General features: G+C 48.6%; 3 protein-coding genes. 2 read left to right on the forward strand and 1 reads right to left on the reverse strand.

Features of this window, described 5'->3' with window-relative positions; genetic code table 11:
• Window positions 1–8: 8 nt before the first annotated feature.
• Entirely contained in the window at window positions 9–21,278 is a 21,270-nt protein-coding gene (locus MKY35_RS12185) for a non-ribosomal peptide synthase/polyketide synthase (RefSeq protein WP_342446503.1), read from the forward strand.
• Between the two features lie 164 nt (window positions 21,279–21,442).
• On the opposite strand, the gene MKY35_RS12190 is transcribed toward MKY35_RS12185, so the two are convergent.
• Window positions 21,443–22,828 carry an MFS transporter gene (locus tag MKY35_RS12190; protein WP_342446504.1) on the reverse strand — a complete coding sequence of 462 codons (1,386 nt, stop codon included), beginning with the start codon at window positions 22,826–22,828 and terminating at the stop codon, window positions 21,443–21,445.
• A gap of 110 nt (window positions 22,829–22,938) precedes the next feature.
• Here MKY35_RS12190 and MKY35_RS12195 point away from each other — a divergent pair, with 110 nt between their 5' ends.
• Complete coding sequence (locus tag MKY35_RS12195; protein WP_342446505.1) at window positions 22,939–23,826, forward strand: LysR family transcriptional regulator; 888 nt, start codon at window positions 22,939–22,941, stop codon at window positions 23,824–23,826.
• Window positions 23,827–23,905: the final 79 nt, after the last annotated feature.

Consider the following 23,905-nt stretch of genomic DNA (forward strand, 5'->3'; position numbering starts at 1 on the left):
AATTCTGCATGGATAAAGGAATGGTGAATGATTTGACACAGGTAAATATTAAAGATATCTATCCGCTGTCCCCGATGCAGGAGGGAATGTTGTTTCATTCCATCCTCGACGTAAAATCAGAAGCTTACTTTGAACAGACCGTTATTACCTTTAATGAAGTGCTGGACGTTCATCTGGTTCAGCAAAGCTTGCAGCAGCTCATGAATCGATATGATATATTCCGTACCATTTTTATGTATAAAGAAACAGAACGTCCGCTTCAAATTGTCCTGGAGGAACGTGATGCGTTGCCTGTTCATTTCGAGAATATCAGTGCTTTTCCCGCAGCTGAGAAAAAGGAGCATTTTACGGCCTTTTTAAAGGCAGAGCGCCAAGCTGGTTTCGACTTGGAAAAAGATGTTCCGATTCGGCTTGCCCTGTTTGAATGGGATGATGAGTCTTCCAGACTTGTCTGGAGTGTTCATCACATTATAATGGATGGTTGGTGCATGGGAACGGTAGCCCAGGAATTTTTTACTATCTATACTTCCCTTCGGTCTGGAGTGCCTGCGCAATTGGATACGGTATATCCGTACAGCAGTTTTATTCAGTGGCTGGAGCAACAGGACAAGGAAGAAGCGACAGCCTATTGGCAGGGGTATTTAAATGGGCTGGAAAATGAAACGATTTTACCGGGCTATAACCGTCCATTGAATCCAATCTTCGAGGCAGACCGTTACACATGCAAGCTGGGAAAAGAACTAACTCAAGGAATGGAGAGAATATCTAAACACTACCACACGACAGTCAGCACTGTATTTCAAACGGTATGGGGATTATTGCTTCAAATGTACAACAACAGCCGGGATGTTGTGTTCGGGTCTGTAGTATCCGGCAGACCAGATGAAGTTCCGGGAATTGAAAATATGGTTGGATTGTTCATTAACACAATACCAACACGCATAACCAGTTATGCGGACCAGAGTTTTTCGGATCTGCTTATATCTGTGCAGAACTCCCACATCGAGTCTGCTCAGTACTCTTATTCTTCCCTAGCAGATATTCAGAATCACACGGATTTGAAACAAAATTTAGTCCGTCATATTGTTGTTTTTGAGAACTATCCTTATTCAGAGGAGCTTATTCATGCGGAAAAAGGGCCTGATACACTTCAGGTCACTGACGTGGAGGATATTGTACAGACCAACTATGATTTTAATGTGATTGTCGTTCCTGGATCACAGTATGAAGTTACTTTTAGTTATAATCGGCTGGTTTACGATGAAAATTGGATTAAGCTAATTGCAGCTCATCTTAAACGGGGACTGGAGCAGATTGTTCAACAGCCGGATCTACCGATCACCGAATTGGAATTTCTGACAACGGAAGAGAAAAGTCAGGTTTTATCCGAATTTAGCGGAGTACAGATCTCGTATCCTTCTAGTGATACCATCCATCTTTGTTTTGAAAAACAAGCAGAAAAGACACCGAAGACAACAGCAGTTGTCTCTGAGAACTCCAGTTTGACTTATGCTGAGCTGAATGAACGTGCTAACCGATTGGCTCGTACCCTGCGTAGTTACGGCACAACAACTGATCGGCTGGTTGGGCTCATGACTGATCGTTCTATAGATATGGTGGTCGGCATCCTCGCTATTCTTAAAGCAGGAGGGGCATATGTACCCATCGATCCGTCATATCCAGAGGAACGTATCCGTTATATATTTGACGATTCCGGTGCAGACCTGCTTTTGACGCAAAGCCATCTTGTGGAAAAGGTCAAAGAGGCCGCCTTTGGAGGAAAAGTCCTAGTATTGGATGAAGATCCAACTGTGTATCACATGGAAGGATCAAATCTGGAGGCCGTATCAGGAGCAAATGATTTAGCCTACGTCATATATACTTCAGGTACGACAGGACAGCCTAAAGGTGTAATGCTGGAGCACCATGGATTGTGTAACCTGAAAACATATTTTGATGAAACATTGCAGATAAGTCCGTCAGATCATGCCCTACTGTTTGCGAGCTACGCATTTGATGCTGCTTGCTGGGAAATATTTCAGGCGCTATTTTGTGGCGCGACACTTTACGTGCCTACTTCGGAAATCATACTGAACTACAACCAGTTTGAACAGTATATGGCGGATCATAAAATTACGGTGGCGGCATTACCTCCTACCTATGCCGTGTATCTAAATCCAGAACGAATGCCGGATCTGCGTATTCTGTTCACCGCTGGTTCCGCTTCCTCGATGGAGCTCGTAACCAAGTGGAAGGATCAGGTCACCTATTTTAATGGCTATGGACCGACAGAAAACTCGGTAGCAACGTCCATTTGGCCAGTGTCGGAACACCCCGGAGCAATCGATACCGTTTCCATAGGACGTCCCGTACCCAACCACCGGGTGTACATGATCGATGCTTTTGGTCATCTTTTACCTGCTGGAATAGCAGGAGAGTTATGTGTATCCGGCCCAGGATTGGCTCGCGGTTATCTGCACCGCCCGGATTTAACGGCTGAACAATTTGTGACCAATCCGTTTGCAGGCGGGGAAGCGGGCTATGAACGCATGTATCGGACAGGCGACCTGGCAAGATGGATGCCGGACGGCAACATTGAGTACCTAGGCCGGATCGACCAGCAGGTCAAAATTCGCGGTTACCGGATTGAACTGGGCGAAGTTGAGGCGGCTATGCTGAAGGCAGATCGCATGCAAGAGGTCATCGTACTGGCACATGCAAACCGCCAAAACCAACACGAGCTGGTTGCCTACTACGTGGCGGAACGCGAAGTGACGGGGAGCGAGCTTCGCAAGCAGCTGAGTGAAGAACTCCCGAATTATATGGTTCCCTCTCACTTTGTTCAGATGGAGCAAATGCCGCTCACACCCAACGGCAAAATCGACCGTAAGGCATTGCCTGCACCGGAACAGATTTCCCGTTCCACGCAGGAATATAGGGCTCCGCGGACAGCAGCGGAGCAGGCTCTGGCTAGTGTATGGGAGGCTGTGCTGGGCGGCGGTCCGGTCGGATTGACGGATCAATTTTTTGATCGGGGCGGGGACTCGATCAAGGCGATTCAGGTATCCTCACGCTTGCTGCAGGCAGGATACAAGCTGGATATCAAAGAGTTGTTTAAGTACCCTGAGGTTGCTGAGCTAGCTACGCACCTGCGTGTGTCGGATACCCAATTAGCTGATCAGGAAGAGGTTAGCGGAGCTGTGCTGCTGACGCCGATTCAGCAGTGGTTTGTGGAGCAAGGACAGCCTGTGCCGGACCACTTTAATCAGGCGGTTATGCTTCACCGGGAGCAGGGATTCGAGGAAGAGCCGCTACGTCAGGCACTGACGCAGTTGGTGGTGCACCATGATGCATTGCGGATGGTGTTCCGCAAGGCGGAGCAAGGATGGGAAGCGTGGAACCGTAGAGTGAAGGAAGGGAAGCTGTATGATCTGGAAGTGGCCGATTTCAAAGACGTGCCGATCGGTCCCACATTGGGTCAAGCTATAGAAGCCCGAGCCAGCTCTATTCAGAGTAGCATCCGACTGGATGAAGGACCTCTGCTGAAAGTGGGCCTGTTCCACTGCGCTGATGGGGACCATCTGCTACTGGCTATTCATCATATGGTGGTAGACGGCGTATCGTGGCGGATACTGTTGGAGGATTTGTCGAATGCCTATGAGCAGGCTGTACGTGGGGAAGCCATACAGCTTCCTGCCAAAACAGACTCCTTCCGGGTCTGGTCGGAGCGGTTGTCAGCCTATGCCGACAGTCCTGAGATGGAAAGTGAGTACGCATACTGGGAGCAATTGAATGAATTGGAAGTATACGAGTCTTTAAGGCTTACAGAATTGCTGGATTCTAAAAAACCATTGACCATAAATAACACAGCTACTTTGAGCTTGAAATTCACGAAAGAAGAGACTGATCAACTGCTAAAGCAGGCCCATCGCGCGTACAACACAGAAGTGAACGATCTGCTGCTGACGGCGCTCGGCATGACGTTAAGCACTTGGACTGGCAGTGAGCAGGTTGCAATTCTTCTGGAAGGCCATGGCCGTGAAGATATCATGAAGGATACGGATATTTCACGAACAGTTGGCTGGTTCACGAGCCAATATCCGGTACTGCTGCGGATTAACGGGAAAGATCATATATCCGGACACATCAAACGGATGAAGGAGATGTTGCGCAGCATTCCACATAAAGGAATTGGGTACGCCATCTGGAGGTATCTCAGCCAGAACGTAGTATCTAGAGGGGCATACGCCGAGCCACAGATTAGCTTTAATTATTTGGGCGAATTTGATCAGACGCTGCGGCACAGCGAAACGCGCATGTCACCGTACTCCAGTGGAGCAGATGTTAACGAACAGACCAGAATGCCGTGTTCCCTGGATGTGGGGGGCATTGTAACGGATGAAATGCTTGAGTTGGATATTCGTTATAACACAAAAGTATTACAGGAAGATAATGTAATGAAACTAGCCAGGGAACTCAAGCAGAACGTGCTGGAAGTGATCCGCCACTGTGTATCACGGGAGTGTTCTGAATTGACGCCGAGTGATGTGCTGCTTCCGGGTCTAAGCCTGGAAGCATTGGACCGGATCGTGGAGCAGATTCAGCCTGATGGAGAGCTTGAGAATATATACCCCATGACGCCGATGCAAAAAGGCATGCTGTTCCACAACATGCTGGATTCCCAATCGAACGCGTATGTGGAGCAGTCCACCTTTGAATTGAAGGGAAAGCTGGATTTCGTGGCATTCGCCGCCAGTCTGGATTTGCTGGTACAGCGCCATTCAGCACTGCGGACCAACTTCCGGAGCGATTTGCAGGACGAGCCCTTGCAAGTGGTGTACCGGAATAAACGCGGAGAACTGTACGTAGAGGACATACGTGAGAAGGAGAAGGTGGCGCAAGAGCAATATATCGAGGAATTCGCGCGTCGGGATCAGCAGAGGGGTTTTGATCTGGCAAAGGATACACTAATGCGGGTATCCATCTTGCGTACATCAGACGATGCATACCATTTTGTATGGAGCTTCCACCATATCATCATGGATGGCTGGTGTTTGTCGCTGGTTACCAACGAAGTCTTTGGAGGATATGCCGCCCTTACAGAAGGGAAGCCACCGCAATTGCCTGTGGTAACACCATATAGCCGATACATCGAATGGCTGGAAGGGCAGAATCGTCAGGAAGCGGCGGAGTATTGGAGCGGTTACCTGCAGGGCCATGAGGAGACCACGGTTTTGCCACAGGCCAAAACAGGGAAGGCGAAGGGATATGAGGCCAAATATCTGGAATTTGATTTAGGTATAGATTTGACGGCGGAACTTCTGCGGCTGGCAAAGCAAGAACAGGTAACGATAAATACGTTGATGCAAACGGCCTGGGGTGTTTTGCTGCAGAAATATAACCGCACAGAGGATGTCGTTTTCGGTAGTGTGGTGTCGGGCCGTCCAACGAACATTGCGGGAGTAGAGCAAATGATCGGACTTTTCATTAATACAATCCCAGTCCGTGTTCAAGGTAAACCAACAACTGCATTTACTGAATTAATGAAGGAAACTCAGCGACAGGCGCTTTCTGCCAATGCCTATGACACGTTCCCGCTGTATGAAATTCAGGCACTGACCGAGCAGAAGCAGGATCTAATCAAGCATATTATGATATTCGAAAATTATCCGGTGGAGCAGCAGGTAGAGCAGCTGGGAAGTGATGGGCAGAATGCATTCACAATTTTAAACGCGGTGGCTACAGAGCAAACCAACTACGATCTGAACGTCGTCGTGATGCCGGGAGAAGGCATAAATATTCGTTTTATGTATAACGCATTGAGCTTTGATCAAACCGGCATTGAGCGTCTGCATGGTCATTTTGCTCGTCTGCTGGAGCAAATTTCGTTCAACCCGCATGTTCGCGTTGAAGAACTGGAATTGGTGACAACGGCGGAAAGACAACAGATTACAGGCGAGTTTAACGACACGGCTTCTGTATATCCGCGCAATCAGACGATCCAAAAGCTGTTTGAGGAGCAGGCTGCGCGTACGCCTGATCATATTGCTGTAGCTTTGGGGCATCAATCTCTAACCTATCGGGAACTGAATGAGAAGGCTAACCGCATAGCGCATACACTACAGACTGCTGGAGTGAAGGCCAATGAGCCTGTCGGCATTCTAACGGAGCGTTCGTTGGATATGATTAGTGGAACGTTGGCTATTTTGAAGGCTGGAGGCGCGTATGTGCCGATAGATCCTCAATATCCGGAGGAACGTATCCGCTATATGCTGGAGGACTCGGGAGCCAAACTGCTGCTGACTCAACAAGATTTACTGGAACGTTGCTATTTTGATGGACAGATTGTCAATCTGAATGAGTATACGTCCCACAGTCCGGATACTTCCAATTTAGGAATAGATGGATCAGGCGAACATGCTGCTTATGTCATCTATACCTCGGGATCAACAGGCAAGCCTAAGGGCGTCGTTGTTGAGCATCAAAGTGTCGTGCGCTTGGTGCGTAATACGGATTATGTGCCGTTCGATGAATCAATCCGAATGTTGCAGACTGGCGCGTTTGTATTTGATGTGTCTACGTTTGAAATTTGGGGGGCGCTACTGAACGGCGGTGAGCTTGTACTCGTGCATAAGGATGATCTTTTGGACGTAGCTAAGCTCAAGGAGACTATACGGGACCATCGCATTACTATGATGTGGCTGACTACACCGCTATTTAATCAGCTTTCGCAGCAGGACAGTAAATTGTTCGGAGATGTGAAGTATTTGCTGGTCGGAGGCGATGTGCTGTCTGCACCGCATATCAATCGGGTGCTGCGTGATAATCCGGACATGAATATCATTAACGGCTATGGACCAACGGAAAATACTACTTTTTCGACGACTTATCATATTAAGGAAGAACAGCTTGATTCTGTGCCGATCGGGCGCCCTATCCGCAATTCGACGGCGTATGTGGTCGATTCGGCGTTTAACCTGCAGCCGATTGGAGCATGGGGTGAGCTGGTTGTTGGCGGAGACGGAGTCGCACGCGGTTACCTGAACCGTCCTGATTTGACGGCTGAGAGATTCCTTGCCAATCCGTGGGTGGACGGAGATCGCCTGTACCGCACGGGAGACCTTGTTCGCTGGCGTGAAGACGGTACATTAGAATACGCTGGACGGATGGATCAACAAGTTAAAATTCGCGGCTACCGAATTGAGCTGGGCGAGGTCGAGTCGGCTATGCTGAAAATAGATCGTATCCAAGAGGTCAGCGTACTGGCCCATGCGACAATCCAAAACCAACACGAACTGGTTGCCTATTACGTGGCAGAACAGGAAGTGACGGGGAGTGAGCTTCGCAAGCTGCTGAGTGAAGAACTCCCGAATTATATGGTTCCCTCGTACTTTGTTCAGATGCAGCAAATGCCGCTCACACCCAACGGCAAAATCGACCGTAAGGCATTGCCGGCACCGGAACAGATTTCCCGCTCCACGCAGGAATATAGGGCTCCGCAGACAGCAGCGGAGCAGGCGCTGGCCCATGTGTGGGAGGCTGTGCTGGGCGGCGGTCCGGTCGGATTGACGGATCAATTTTTTGATCGGGGCGGGGACTCGATCAAGGCGATTCAGGTATCCTCACGCTTGCTGCAGGCAGGATACAAGCTGGATATCAAAGAGTTGTTTAAGTACCCTGAGGTTGCTGAGCTAGCTACGCACCTGCGTGTGTCGGATACCCAATTAGCTGATCAGGAAGAGGTTAGCGGAGCTGTGCTGCTGACGCCGATTCAGCAGTGGTTTGTGGAGCAAGGACAGCCTGTGCCGGACCACTTTAATCAGGCGGTTATGCTTCACCGGGAGCAGGGATTTGAAAAAGAGCCGCTACGTCAGGCACTGACGCAGTTGGTGGTGCACCATGATGCATTGCGGATGGTGTTCCGCAAGGCGGAGCAAGGATGGGAAGCGTGGAACCGTAGAGTGAAGGAAGGGAAGCTGTATGATCTGGAAGTGGCCGATTTCAAAGACGTGCCGATCGGTCCCACATTGGGTCAAGCTATAGAAGCCCGAGCCAGCTCTATTCAGAGTAGCATCCGACTGGATGAAGGACCTCTGCTGAAAGTGGGCCTGTTCCACTGCGCTGATGGGGACCATCTGCTACTGGCTATTCATCATATGGTGGTAGACGGCGTATCGTGGCGGATACTGTTGGAGGATTTGTCGAATGCCTATGAGCAGGCTGTACGTGGGGAAGCCATACAGCTTCCTGCCAAAACAGACTCCTTCCGGGTCTGGTCGGAGCGGTTGTCAGCCTATGCCGACAGTCCTGAGATGGAAAGTGAGCACGCATACTGGGAGCAAGTGAATGAACTGGCGGTATCCGAGTCGCCCCAACTTCCAGTGTCCCAAGAGCATAGCGATAGGTTTATGCAGCAAGACATGGGTATCGTAAATGTGAGGCTTACGAAGGAAGAGACTGACCAATTACTGAAGCAAGCCCACCGCGCGTACAACACAGAAGTGAATGATCTGTTGTTGACGGGACTCGGCAAGACGTTAAGCGCTTGGACTGGCAATGAAAAGGTAGCGATTCTTCTCGAAGGCCATGGCCGGGAAGAAATCCTAAAGGATACAGATATATCACGGACGATTGGCTGGTTTACGAGTCAATACCCGGTACTGCTGCGGATTAACCGGGAAGATGATATCTCCGGGCACATCAAACGGATGAAGGAGATGCTGCGAAGCATTCCACGTAAAGGAATTGGGTATGGCATCTGGAGATATCTCAGCCAGAATGGACCGTCCGGGGCAACATATGCCGAGCCACAGATAAGCTTTAATTATTTGGGCGAATTTGATCAGACACTGCAGCATAGCGGCATGCATTTTTCTCCATATTCCAGCGGAGCCAGTACTCATGAACTGACCCAAATGTCCTGTGTTATGGACGTGGGAGGACTCGTTACAGATGGCATGCTGGAATTAAGTATTCAATACAACATTAAGGCACTCCAACAAAATGCTGCTGAGCAACTAGCAGAGCAATTCAAGCAGAACGTGCTGGAAGTAGTTCAGCATTGTGCATCTCGGGAGCAATCCGAATTGACGCCAAGTGATGTGCTGCTTTCAGACTTAAGCCTTGAAGAACTGAACCGGATGGTGGAGCAGATTCAGTCTGACGAAGAGCTTGAGAATATGTACCCCATGACGCCGATGCAAAAAGGCATGCTGTTTCACAACATGCTGGATTTCCAATCGAGCGCCTATGTGGAGCAGTCCACCTTTGAACTAAAGGGAACGCTGGATCTCACTGCATTCGCTGCCAGTCTGGACTTGCTGGTAAAGCGTCATTCAGCACTGCGGACCAACTTCCGGAGCGATTTGCAGGACCAGCCGTTGCAAGTGGTGTACCGGAATAAACGCGGAGAACTGTACGTAGAGGATATACGTGAGAAGGAGAAGACGGCGCAAGAGCAGTATATTGAGGAGTTCACGCGTCGAGATCAGCAGAGAGGCTTTGATCTGGCAAAGGATGCACTGATGCGTGTATCTATCTTGCGTACATCAGACGATTCATACCATTTTGTATGGAGTTTCCACCACATCATAATGGACGGCTGGTGCTTGTCACTGGTCACCAATGAGGTCTTTGGAGGATATACCGCTCTTACAGAGGGGAAGCCACCGCAATTGCCGGTGGTAACACCATACAGTCGATACATCGAATGGCTGGAGGGGCAGAACCGTCAGGAAGCAGCGGAGTATTGGAGCGGTTACCTGTGGGGCTACGAGGAAACGGCGGTCTTGCCGCAGGCCAAAACAGGGAAGACCCAGGGATATGAGGCCGAATATCTGGAATTTGATTTAGGTATAGACCTGACAAGGGCCTTGCTGCAACTAGCAAAGCAAGAACAGGTAACGATAAATACGCTGCTGCAAACGGCCTGGGGTGTTTTATTACAAAAGTATAATCGCACAGAGGATGTTGTTTTCGGGAGCGTGGTTTCTGGACGCCCAGCGGACATTGCCGGAGTAGAGCAGATGATTGGACTATTCATTAACACGGTCCCCGTCCGTATTCAAGGCGGACAAGCAACTGCATTTACAGAGCTGATGAAGCAAACTCAGCGACAGGCGCTTGCTTCAGGAACATACGAAACGTTCCCACTCTATGAGATTCAGGCACAGGCTGAGCAAAAAGTGGAACTGATTAATCATATTATGGTATTTGAGAACTATCCGATAGATGAACAAATTGAGCAATTAGGTGAAAGGGAAGAAGCTGATTTTAAAATAACCGGAGTAGATGCAGTTGAGCAGACGAATTATGATTTTAACATCGTGGTGTTACCGGGAGAGACGCTACGGGTTCATTTTGGTTACAATGCCCAGGTATATGATTACGAAAGGGTAGAACAGATTCAGGGGCATCTGCTGCAACTGCTGGAGCAAATCAAGGTAAATCCAGCTGGCCGGATTTGCGAGCTGGATATATTAACCGCGCAAGAACGCGAGCAAATGCTGGGTGCTTGGTGTGACACGACAGCAGCATATCCACGTGAGCAGACGATTCACGGATTGTTTGAGGAGCAGGTCATGCAGACACCGGAGCAGGCAGCAGTATATTTTGAAGGAGCGCAAGTGACCTACCGTGAATTAAATGAGCGGGCGAACCGTTTGGCGCGTACTTTACGCAGCAACGGTGTGATGGCAGACGGTCTGGTCGGCCTGATGACAGAGCGATCGATTGACATGATTGTCGGCATCTTGGGTATTTTTAAGGCAGGGGGCGCCTACATTCCGGTCGATCCGACTTATCCGGAGAACCGCATCCGCTATATGCTGGACGATTCAGGCACGGAACTGCTGTTAACGCAGCAGCATTTGGTGGAAAAAGTGGAATTTAGGGGCAAGGTACTGCTGTTGGACGCAGAAATGGACGAAGCCACTGTGGATGCAAGTTCGGCTGAAGCAAAAGGGAACCCTGTGTCCGTATATCACAGGGATGGTACGAATTTGGAGGCCATATCCGGTCCTCATAACCTAGCGTATGTGATTTATACGTCCGGAACGACAGGCCAGCCTAAGGGAGTAATGCTTGAGCATCGTGGACTCTGCAATCTGCATACGTACTTCAGGGAGACGCTGCGGATCAGCGGCTCGGATCGTGTCGTATCATTTGCCAGCTATTCCTTTGATGCTTCGATCTGGGAAATGCTTCAGGCGCTCTTCAACGGGGCCACTTTATGCATTCCGACATCAGAAACCATTCTCAGCTATGACAAGTTTGAGCAGTATATGGCGGATCATCGAATTACAATTACGATATTGCCGCCGACCTATGCTGTATACTTGAATCCGGAACGAATGCCGGATCTGCGCATCCTGTTTACAGGCGGTTCGGCTGCCTCACCAGAATTGGTATCCAAATGGAAGGATCATGTGACATACTACAATGCTTACGGTCCAACGGAAAATTCCATAACAACGTCTATTTGGCTCTCACCGGAAGTTCCCGAAGCAGGAATGTGTATCTCAATCGGACGTCCTGTACCGAATCACCGCGTGTATATGGTCGATGCACATGGACAGCTTTCACCGTCAGGAATCCCTGGTGAACTGTGCGTATCCGGCCCAGGACTGGCACGCGGTTATCTGCACCGTCCGGAATTAACGGCAGACCAATTTGTGACCAATCCGTTTGCAGATGGGGAAGCGGGCTATGAACGCATGTATCGGACAGGCGACCTGGCGAGATGGATGCCGGACGGCAACATTGAGTACCTGGGACGGATCGACCAGCAGGTCAAAATTCGTGGTTACCGGATTGAGCTGGGCGAAGTTGAGGCGGCTATGCTGAAGGCAGATCGCATGCAAGAGGTCATCGTACTGGCACATGCAAATAGCCAAAACCAACACGAACTCGTTGCTTATTATGTAGCGGAACGGGAAGTGACGGGGAGCGAGCTTCGCAAGATGTTAAATGAAGAACTCCCGAATTATATGGTCCCTTCACATTTCATTCAATTGCAGAACGTACCTCTTACACCAAACGGTAAAATTGATCGTAAGGCGCTGCCGATGCCAGAAGGTCGTTTGACCGATCATGTTGCACCGCGAACATGGATGGAAATAAAATTGGCAGACATCTGGCAGGATGTACTGGGACTACCACAAGTAGGCATCGACGAAAATTTCTTTGAAATTGGCGGTCATTCGCTGCGGGCAACGACACTGACTTCTAGAGTTCGCAAAGATTTAAACAAACCGATGGATCTGCAAAACATATTTGATGCACCGACGATCGAGCAATTGGCGGCCTTGCTTGAAGAACAGGATCAAATCACATATGCATCCATACCGGTGGCGGAAGAACGTGACACTTACCCGCTTTCTTTCGCACAGACACGGATGTATGTGCTTCACCAGCTGGATCCGGATGGAATAAGCTATAACACCACATCAGCACTGAGAATAATCGGTCCGATAGATGTGAAGCAGGTGGAAGAGGCATTCCATCAATTAATTTCACGTCACGTGGCCCTCCGGACAAGCTTTGAACTGGTAAATGGTGTGCCGATGCAGCGGGTTCACGAAACGATTCACTTTGAGTTGGAATATGCCACAATATCAGAACTGCGGACAGAATCCAATGAACTTATGCTTGAGAATTTAGCAGAAGAACATGCCCGTTCCTTTGTTCGTCCATTTGACTTGAAGATCGCTCCGTTACTACGTGTAAAGCTGGTCAAATTGGGATTGGACGAAGAAGGACAGGAGCCGCAGCACTTATTGATGCTTGATATGCACCACATCGTTTCAGACGGGGTATCCATTGAAATATTGGCTGGTGATTTTGCCCGCTTATATAGCGGTGAAGTATTATCTCCGCTGCGTATTCAATATACAGACTATGCTGTGTGGCAGCATAGCAAAACTCAGCAGGAGCGAATAAAGAGTCAGGGAGAGTACTGGCTGAATAGATTTAGTGGCGATTTGCCTCAACTGGATTTGCCAACTGATTTTGAGCGTCCGGCAATACGATGTACGGAAGGTGACGCTGTTGAATTTGAAATGGGACAGGAATTGACTCAGTGTTTAAAAGAACTGGCGGTGCATACGGATTCTACGCTGTACATGGTACTTATGGCTGCATACACAGCATTGCTGCATTATTACACAGGGCAGGAAGACATCATTGTGGGTACTCCAATTGCAGGTAGACCACATGCTGACCTGGAGCCTATACTCGGTATGTTTGTCGGCACGCTCGCATTACGTAATCATCCTCACGCTGAACAAACGTTTTATAACTGTATTGAGGACGCCAAGACGTGTGCACTGCAAGCATATGCGCATCAGGATTATCCGTTTGAGGAGCTGGTGGAAAAGCTCGACCTGAAACGAGATATGAGCCGTAATCCGTTGTTCGACACGATGTTTGTATTGCAGAATGTGGAGAAAAAGGAAGTGAAGTTGGACAAGTTGTTCTTCCGCTCTTTTGGGATAGAGCAGGTTTCTGCGAAATTCGACCTGACGCTTGAAGTCAGTGAGGAGGAAGCATCTATCCAGCTCCAATTTCTGTATGCTACATCTTTGTTTAAACGGGAAACGGTAGAAAGCATGGCAAGGCATTTTGTACAGTTGGTCAAAACCGTTGTAGCCGATCCGAATACAAAAATGGGCGAAATGACGCTGATTTCGGAAGAAGACAAAGGGATTCTAAAAAAACATAGGGACACCCTAAAGACTTCTCGCTACTGGAGTACTCTGCTCGAAGGTTATGAAGAAGCACCTCAATTGCCATATGCCAATCTGATGGGGCGCAGTCCATATCAGACAGAGCATCTGGAGATTAATTTGGATGTTGAACGAACGGTGGCACTGCAGCGAATTGCACTGAATGAGCAGGTGACGACAAATACGCTGCTGCAGACAGGCTGGGGAATTTTATTGCAAAAGTATAACGGTACAGATGATGTGGCGTTCGCTTGCTCCATATCAAGTCCTTTGACAGATATGTTGGAACCGAGGCATTCAATTGGACTGGGTAACCACACCTTGCCAGTTCGCATTCGAACTGAAGCAGGAGCGAACTTTAGCGGGTTGATGAGAAAAGTGCAGCAGCAAACCGATGAATCTGCGGTATATGGACATTTGCCAATGTCCGAAATAGTTACAACGAAAGTGAAACAGCTGGCACTTTTTGGTCACAGAATGGTTTTTGAGACTACTTTGGAGGATGCCAATACTGAGCAAGAAAGCTACGATTTAAGCATCATAGTATTTCAGGGAGATACACTACGAATTGATTTTGCCTACAATGCCCAGGCATATGATCTTCAGAGTGTGTCGCAGATTCAAGGACATCTACTGCGGTTGCTGGATCAAATTATAGCGAATCCGGATAGTTTAATTAAGGAAATGGATCTGCTGACTAAGCAGGAGCGGGAGCACATCATCCAGGTGTGGGGAAATACCGCGGCAGAGTACCAGCGTGAACAAACAATTCACGGACTGTTCGAGGAACAGGTTTTGCAGACTTCGGATCAGATAGCAGTATATTTTGAAGGTCAACAATTGACCTACTATGAATTGAACGGGCGCGCTAACCGGTTGGCCCGTACTCTACGCAACTATGGTGTGAAAGCCGATAGTCTGGTTAGTCTGATGACAGAGCGTTCCGTAGACATGATTGTGGGCATATTGGGGATTTTGAAGGCGGGGGGAGCATATATCCCGATAGACCCAACCTATCCGGAGGAACGCATCCGCTACATGCTGGATGACTCAGGTACGGAACTGTTGTTAACGCAACAGCACTTGACGGAAAAGGTGCTGTTTGGAGGCAAGGTGTTGGTGCTTGACGGTGAACAGGACGGAGTCGCTTCCAATACAAGAAAAGCGGATGAACGCGGGGAAATGCTGTCCGTATATCATCAGAACGGTTCGAATCTGGAGGCTGTATCGGGTCCAAACGATCTGGCATATGTCATCTATACGTCCGGAACGACGGGTCAGCCTAAGGGAGTAATGCTTGAGCATCACGGTCTTAGTAATCTTAAAACCTACTTCGAGCAAAAATTGAGTATTGGCTTGTCCGATCGGGTTGTCATGTTTGCCAGTTATTCGTTTGATACATCATGCTCGGAAATAATCCAGTCTTTACTATGCGGAGCGACATTGTATATACCTTCCTCCGAGACTATTTTGAATTATGAACGTTTTGAGCAATACATGGCTGCCTGCAGAATTACAATTGCAACGCTGCCGCCAAACTATGCTGTATACCTGAACCCGGATCGCATGCCTGATTTGCGTGTTCTGCTTACAGCAGGATCGGCCTCTACCGCAGAACTGGTGTCCGAATGGAAGGACCGGGTGGCTTATTACAATGCGTATGGTCCTACCGAAAATTCCGTTGCAACGTCTCTTTGGCCGGTATCGGAAGGAAATTCTGAGTTAGGTGGAATCATATCCATCGGACGGCCAGTATCTAATCACCGCGTGTATATAGTGGATACACACGGAAATCTTTCACCTGCAGGAGTCCCTGGTGAGCTGTGTGTATCCGGTCCGGGGCTGGCACGCGGCTATCTGCACCGTCCAGAGCTGACAAAAGAAAAATTCGTAGCCAATCTGTTTGCAGCAGAGGAAGTTGGCTATGAGCGAATGTACCGTACAGGTGACTTGGCACGATGGTTGCCAGATGGGAACATTGAATATTTGGGTAGGATTGACCATCAGGTCAAAATCCGCGGGTATCGGATTGAACTCGGTGAGATTGAAGCGCAAATTATCAAGGTGGACGGTGTTAAAGAATCTATTGTCATGGCTCGTGCAGATCAGCAGGGAGACTATCATTTGGCCGCTTACTACGTAGCTGAAAAAGAAATCAGCGGCAGTATGATATTGAATTTGCTGAATGAGAAATTGCCGAACTATATGGTACCGTCGTATTTTATACAACTGCAGAACATGCCGCTGACACCGAACGGAAAAATTGATCGCAAGGCACTGCCGGCACCGGAAGACAGTCTGCAAAGCAGAGCTGATTATGTCGCACCGCGGACATGGGTGGAAGTGAAGCTGGCACAAATTTGGCAGGATGTGCTGGGTCTGGAGCAGGTTGGGGTGAAGGAAAACTTCTTTGAGATTGGCGGACACTCGCTGCGGGCGACGACGCTGGCCTCAAAAATTCACAAGGAGCTGAACAAGCTGCTCCCACTACGCAGTATTTTTGAAGCGCCAACGATTGAACAACTGGCAGTGATCATAGAAGGTCTGGATCAAGTGGCGTATGCGTCCATTCCGGTGACGGAAGAACGCAGCTTCTACCCGCTTTCCTCGGCGCAAAAACGACTGTATGTGCTGCATCAGTTCGATCCGAATGATGTGAACTACAACATGCCGTCGGTGCTGCAAATGAGCGGACCGCTGGATGTGAAACAGGTAGAAGACGCGTTCCGTCAATTAATCACCCGTCATGCGACGTTGCGTACCCGCTTTGAGCTGGTGGACAATGAGCCGATGCAATGGGTTGAGGATACGGTGTCGTTTGAGGTGGAATATACGAAGGTACAGGCAGAGCGTGCGACTACGGATACAGATCAGGACACAGCTACAGCTACGGACACGACAGTCAGCCAGGAAGCACAAGAGCTTGTGCAGCAGTTTGTCCGTCCGTTTGATCTAAAAGCTGTGCCACTGCTGCGGGTAGGTTTGGTGGACTTGGGCGTACAAGGAGTAGAGCAGGAATCTCAGCATCTGCTCATGCTCGACATGCACCATATCGTTTCGGATGGTGTGTCGATGGAGGTACTGACCGATGAATTTGTCCGGTTGTATAGCGGTGAAGAGCTATTACCATTGCGGATTCAGTACAAAGACTATGCGGTATGGCAGCAAAGCGAAGCCCATCAGGAGTGGATGCAGCGTCAGGAAGCGTACTGGCTCGACACCTTCCGGGGCGGAGTACCTGCGCTGGATCTGTCAACCGACTTTGCCCGTCCGGCAGTGCAGAGTACGGCAGGGGATACGATCGAATTCGGACTGGAGCGTGAAGTTAGCGAACACCTGAAAGAACTGGCGGCACAAACAGGCGCAACCCTGTATATGGTGCTCCTGGCGGCATACACCACGCTCTTGCATAAATACACAGGCCAAGAAGATATCGTAGTCGGAACGCCGATTGCTGGAAGACCGCATGCGGAACTGGAGAGCCTCGTAGGTGTTTTCATCAACACGCTGGCGATCCGCAATTATCCGTCTGGCGACAAAACGTTCCTTGATTATCTGCAAGAGGTTAAAGAGCATGCGCTTAGTGCTTATGAGCATCAGGACTATCCTTTTGAAGAGCTGGTTGAAAAGCTGAATTTAACGCGGGATACGAGCCGAAATGCGTTGTTTGACACGATGTTTGAGTTGAAAACATTGGAGCAACAGGAGTTCCATCTGGAAGGTCTGACCTTACATTCATATCCGGTGGAAAATAATACGGCCAAATTTGATCTGACTCTGGATGCAGTGGAGCAGCCGGATGGTATAGTTTGCAGTCTGGAATACAGCACGGCGCTGTACAAGCCTGAGACCATCACGCGCTTGGCACAGCATTTTACCGAACTTGTACGTGCAATTACCCTTCATCCGCAGCAGCCACTGGCAGCTTTGGAGATGGTACCTGCCGAGGAAAAAGCACAAATCATCCATGGATTTGGAAATGTGGGGGTATCGGATGTTGCTGTAGTTGAAGTAGAAGCCTTCTTCCATACCTTTGTGGAAGAACAGGCACAGCTTGTGCCGGATCACGTGGCGGTGGTGTACGAGGAGCAGCAGCTTACGTACCGGAAACTGAACGAGCGTGCGAACCAATTGGCGCGTAGATTGCGGAATGAAGGCATTGGACGCGAGTCGATTGTCGGCATTTTAAGTGAACGTTCGGTGGACATGCTGGTCGGCGTTTTGGCGGTGTGGAAAGCTGGAGGCGCATATGTGCCGCTGGATGCAGACTATCCATCAGAACGTATTCATTTCATGCTGGAGGACAGCGGTGCGACGGTACTGTTGACCCAGACGGGCTTGCAGGACCGTGCGCAGGCATGGCTGGAGGAAAGCCGACAGGCCTTGGCCGGAGGGCAATCTGAAGCCGAGTTAGAAACAGCGGCTGGCGCTGAAACGATGGAATCAGGTACTCTCCATGGAACCCTGAATGGAACAGCAACTTCGTCACCTGATAGCGAAGTAGCATCCGAACTGGCAACGAGACTACGTCTGCAGACTATGCTGGCGTTGGATGATGAGTCGCTGTACATCGGAGATACCACAGACGTCGATCACATCAACGAACCACAGGATCTGGCGTATGTGATCTACACATCCGGTACAACGGGACGTCCAAAAGGGGTCGTGATTGAGCATCGCAGCTTAGTGAATACGGCTGCGGCATATCGCCGAGATTACCGTCTGAGCGAGTTCCCGGTACGACTGCTGCAGCTGGCGAGCTTCTCCTTCGACGTATTCGTCGGAGATATCGCGCGGACGCTCTATAACGGCGGAACGATGGTCATTTGTCCGAAAGACGACCGGATTGATTTTAGCCGTTTGTATGACTGGATTCGCGATTACCAGATTACCGTATTCGAATCGACCCCGGCCCTGATCGTACCGTTTATGCAACATGTGCATGAACAGGGACTGGACATGAGCAGTCTGGAATTGCTGATCACCAGCTCGGATAGCTGTAGCGTGACAGATTACCGGGTGCTGCAAGAACGGTTTGGCGCGGATATCCGCATTATGAACAGCTATGGTGTCACAGAAGCGGCAATCGACTCTAGCTTCTACGACGAAGAGCTGTCGAAGCTGCCAAGCAGCGGCAATGTGCCGATTGGTCAGGCGTGGCTGAACGCACGTTTCTATATCGTGGACAGCCAGCTGAATCCGGTGCCGATCGGCGTACTGGGTGAGCTGTGCATTGGCGGAGCCGGGGTGGCACGAGGCTACCTGAATCGTGCAGACCTGACAGCCGAGAAATTCGTAGCGAACCCATATGTACCGGGTGAACGATTGTACCGCACAGGCGATTTGGCGCGGTGGATGCCGGATGGCAATGTGGACTTTATCGGCCGGATGGATGATCAGGTCAAAATCCGGGGCTTCCGGATTGAATTGGGCGAGGTGGAGGCACAGCTGCTGACCGTGGACGGCATTCAGAAAGCCATCGTCACCGCCTGGGAAGACGAAGACGGAGACAAGGATTTGTGTGCGTATGTCGTAGCCTCGGAGGCGCTGAATTTGCCAGAGCTGCGCAACCTGCTGCAGCCCAAGCTGCCGGGTTATATGATCCCGACTTATGTCGTACAACTGGATCATTTCCCGCTGACACCAAACGGGAAAATTGACCGCAAAGCGTTGCCTGCGCCGGATGGAGACATTCAAACAGGTGTTGAATATGCAGCCCCGCGAACCGACATGGAACGACATATGGTAGATATTTGGAAGCAGAATTTGGGTGTCAGTATTGTTGGCATTGATGATAACTATTTTAATTTAGGCGGACACTCCCTAAAAGCCATTCAATTGGTTTCACAGGCTAAGGCTGTTGGCATTGAAATAGGAATTAATCAGGTGTTTCAATATCAGACTATTCGCCAAATGTCAGAGTATATGCGAGCAGACACTTCGATGCCGGATATACTAACACGTGATATTGCCGAGGCAATAGACATCATCGAAAAGGCTTATGACGTATATGCTCATTTCCAATCAACAACCGTTGAAGGACGAGATCAATTAACTTTGCACATAGATCCTTTCGATTCTGTACAAGCAGAGGCCCTGAAAAAAGTCATTTTGTCACGCCTTCATCCTGACCTTCATCCACATCATTTGCTTCCTTTTGAAGAAGCTGTCCAAGTACTTGGCTGTGAAAAGCTGTACACAGATACGATGGTAGACGATGAAGCAGTGAAGCTGCATGCTGAGGAATGGCTGGAACATCTGCTGCGGATGAATGACCAATGGAACAGCACTATGCTAGCAGGAGAGCCTTTACAACGCTATGCGCTTGCTCCCGCTCAACATTATCATTTGGAGCATCCGCAACCCTCAGGAGGTGTCGTTCCTTTTGATAGTTACCTGCTGGATGTAGAACGGTTATCTGCAGTCATGCAACGCCTGATAGAGCGCCATGAACTCTTTAGAAGTGTGTTGGTCCAAACGCATATCGGATGTGAATGGGAAACGTTGTCCATGAAGGAGCGCATGGACATTCCAATGATAGATTTATCGAACTACGATGCAGAGATGCAAAATCGTATACTCTCACATATATTGCCTGCATTCTTTATGAACCCTTATGAAACAACCGGAGACTTGTTATATCGTATTGCGCTTGTTCGCCTCAATTTACGGGATCATTTGCTGCTGCTCCCTTGTTCACATCTCATCTATGATAACATGAGCGGAGAGGTCGTTAAGAGTGAGTTGTACCGTGCATATGATGACATAAGCAATGTAAAAGGGCAGCTAGCAGGAAGCTACCGTGATTATGTGAGTCAGGTCCGCAAAGGACCTCAGGGCATGGGCGATCAAGAGATTGTTGACAAATTTCGCTTGTCCGCATTCGCTACTGCTTCGGATGCTATATTCCTCGCAGTCGATGGGCGCAGCTACACAACGGGCACAGATGTGACAGTTGAATTTGCGAATTGGAATGATTCCGACGCGGTCGAATACATGTGGGACTTGGCTATACGACTGGCCAATCGCTTTTTCCGCAGATATTTGCAAGTGGACGAAGTTCCTGTTCTTCTCGTCAATTATGGCCGGGCATATGAGGACAAGCAATATTTTGATATTATAGGTGAATTTATTGACCAAATTCCAGTACTGCTTACAGATGCGGATGAACAGGGGGATGAGATCAGGAAAACTATACAGTTGGCCGTGTCCCATAATCTGAATTTTTTAAATCTCATATACAATGGCGAAATGACATCGTTGTATCCGCAGTCCAATCGGTATCTAAAGCATAGCCTGAATAAACTGCCTATTGTCTTCAATTACCTTGGCGAAGCGTCGGAAACATATCAACTGTTTAAAAATGTGCTGCCAGAAGAGAGGGACTTTCATCGGGATTCGATCATTTTCTTCACTGTTCAGCATCTAGAGAACGTACTGCAAATATCACTTGAACTTCCTTTTGAAGAAAATCCAGAAACCGTTAAAGCGATGTTGGAAACTGAGCTAGCGAACTTACTAGTAACAGACGGAAGTGGAATAATGTTCACCTGATTCTCACTTTAGGCATTAAAACAAGCTCCGAGTTCAAAATACGGAAACTGCCCCAAAGCTTTCAAATGGCTTTGGGGCAATCTAAACAAACCACAAAAGCCGCAAGTCTCCAATAACCCCGGAGATTTACGGCTTTTGTGGTTTGAGATATGAACTCGGTGAACCTATGACTCATGCAATTGCGCTGACTTCTGGTGCCGCCGACTTATGAACACCAAAGACAATGCAATTACCGTGAGGATAATCCCAAGCATTTGAAATCCCTTGAAGCTAAATGTACCTCCCATTACGATAGCTATCAATAATGAAGAGATAATGGTTCCCAGATATCTTGATGTGTTAAATAATCCGGATGCTACACCGATTATTTCTTTTGGAGAACTTTGGAACAGAGCTGCTTGCATACCTACATTGTTCAAACCGTTGCTAATACCGAATGCAGCTAAAGCCAAACACACGCTGATAACCGGTGAAGTTGGATTCAATGTCACGAGCCACACTGACCCCAATGTCATCAGAATTGCGGACACCAGCAATGCCGGTCTGGGTCCTGATTTATCGATCCATTGTCCTGCAATTGGAGAAGTAATTAGCGAGCACAAGCCTAAGCTTAGCATGAGAATGCCTGTTTGGAACTCACTGACATGACGTACCATTTGCAAGTAGGACGGAAGCCCGAAAAAGAGCGAGTAATATAGTACATTAACGAGCATGAATTCGACATTAACCCAAGTCATCGCAGGGTACTTGGCAAATGTACGTAAAGGAATGAAGGGTGATGTCGCCTTTAACTCATTTCGTACGAATATCCCCAGCGCAACGAGACCTATCAGCCCGACAATGACATTCCCTAATGAGATATGTCCAGATGATTTTGCTGAGAGTAATCCAACGAGCAGGGCAACCAGACCCAATGTGAAGAGCAGAATCCCTGTTGCATCAATCAAATCAAACCATTTACGAAAAGACATGTTGCGTGCTACGGATATTGGCAGTTCGTCCTTAGGAATATTCCTCCAAGCCAATACAAAGCTTGCCACCACAAACGGAATATTGATGAAAAAGATAGCAGGCCAATTCCACCAATGAATCAAGACCCCGCCAATAAAGGGGCCAATTGCTGCCGCTCCAGATAGGAATATGGACAAAACAGACAACGCAGTTGCTTGTTTCTCTGTAATATGAATTCGAACAATAGCCATTCCAACTCCAACCATCATGCTTGTTCCGATGGATTGCACAATGCGGAACATGATGAGCCACCCGAAATTTGGTGATAATGGAGCTAATAATGATGCAATGAAGGCTACAACAAGCCCGGTAAGAAATATTTTCCTACGACCGAATAAATCGCTGGCTTTTCCCATAACAGGTTGAGCGATGCTACTTGCAATGTAGAAAGAAAAAATAATCCAGGAAACACCTGTAAAGTCAAGATGGAACACATTTTGTAGACTTGGAATAGCAACAGAAACCATCGAAGAATTTAATGGGTTCAATAGTATCCCTAGACCAACTGAAATCATTAACCACCAGCTGCGAACGCTCATTTCTGGTCCCCCCATAGCGAATTAATGTCATCGTACTTGAAATCGATTATTTATTCCAACGCATTTGATGTTATAATCTCATTGACTTGAGGGAATGAATGGAGGGCATAATGGAACTTCTTCAACTGCAATATTTTCTGACGGTAGCTCGTTTGGAACATGTGACCGAGGCTGCACGAAGTCTACACGTTACTCAATCGTCGCTGAGCAAAACGATTCAGCGTCTGGAGGAAGATCTGGGGGTTCCTCTATTCGATCGAACAGGGAGGAAACTGCGATTAAATGAGTTCGGAAGCAGATTCCTTCACCGTGCAGAGAGGGCTTTATTTGAATTGGAGCAGGGGAAGCAGGAGCTTAGCGATTTATCCAGCCCGGAATATGGCACTCTCGAATTGGCGGTGACCACCGCGAGCACATTACCCAATATCCTGCGAGAGTTTCGGAAAAAGCGACCCTATATTCAGTTTCATGTGCAAATGCTGACCACACAGGAAATGGTAACGCTTCTTCATAGAGGCGAGGTCGATTTTTGCTTGTCCTCACCTCCAATAGAGGGGGATAACATCGAATGCCAGATCGTGTTTATCGACCCAATCCTTGTAGCTGTTCCAAAGGGGCATCGGCTGGCAGAACGAAGCAGTGTAACGTTGACAGATCTAAGGGATGAATGGTTTGTCGGTGTAAAGAAAGGCTACGGTACTCGCGATTTAGTGGACTCTGTATGCAAATCGGAAGGATTTGTACCTAAATATGTGTATGAGGGGGATGAACCTGCAAGGCTTAGTACGCTTGTGGAAGCTGAAATTGGCATAGCCTTCATACCAAGCACGGCAAGGAATTCACGGGAACATCTTAGATATCTCCAAGTAGAAAATCACGAATTGGTACGGGAGATCGCTTTATTATGGCACAGGAGTCGGTATATTTCGCGGGCTGCTCTGGAATTCCGTGAGGTAGTTGTAGAATATTTCGGAGCGATATCCCAACAGACAATTTAATCCCAAATATAAGCGAAATAAAAACATTAACAGAAGCGGTAGCGTAGGACATGTTAACCAAACGTCCTAAGCGACCGCT

It is taken from the genome of Paenibacillus sp. FSL L8-0638 (assembly GCF_038593075.1).
GTDB classification, from domain to species: domain Bacteria; phylum Bacillota; class Bacilli; order Paenibacillales; family Paenibacillaceae; genus Paenibacillus; species Paenibacillus polymyxa_D.

What these genes read in the sequence shown, in the direction of transcription:
- MKY35_RS12195 (WP_342446505.1), top strand. Translation starts at nt 22,939, where the DNA reads ATGGAACTTCTTCAACTGCAATATTTTCTGACGGTAGCTCGTTTGGAA.
- MKY35_RS12190 (WP_342446504.1), bottom strand. Translation starts at nt 22,828, where the DNA reads ATGAGCGTTCGCAGCTGGTGGTTAATGATTTCAGTTGGTCTAGGGATA.
- MKY35_RS12185 (WP_342446503.1), top strand. Translation starts at nt 9, where the DNA reads ATGGATAAAGGAATGGTGAATGATTTGACACAGGTAAATATTAAAGAT.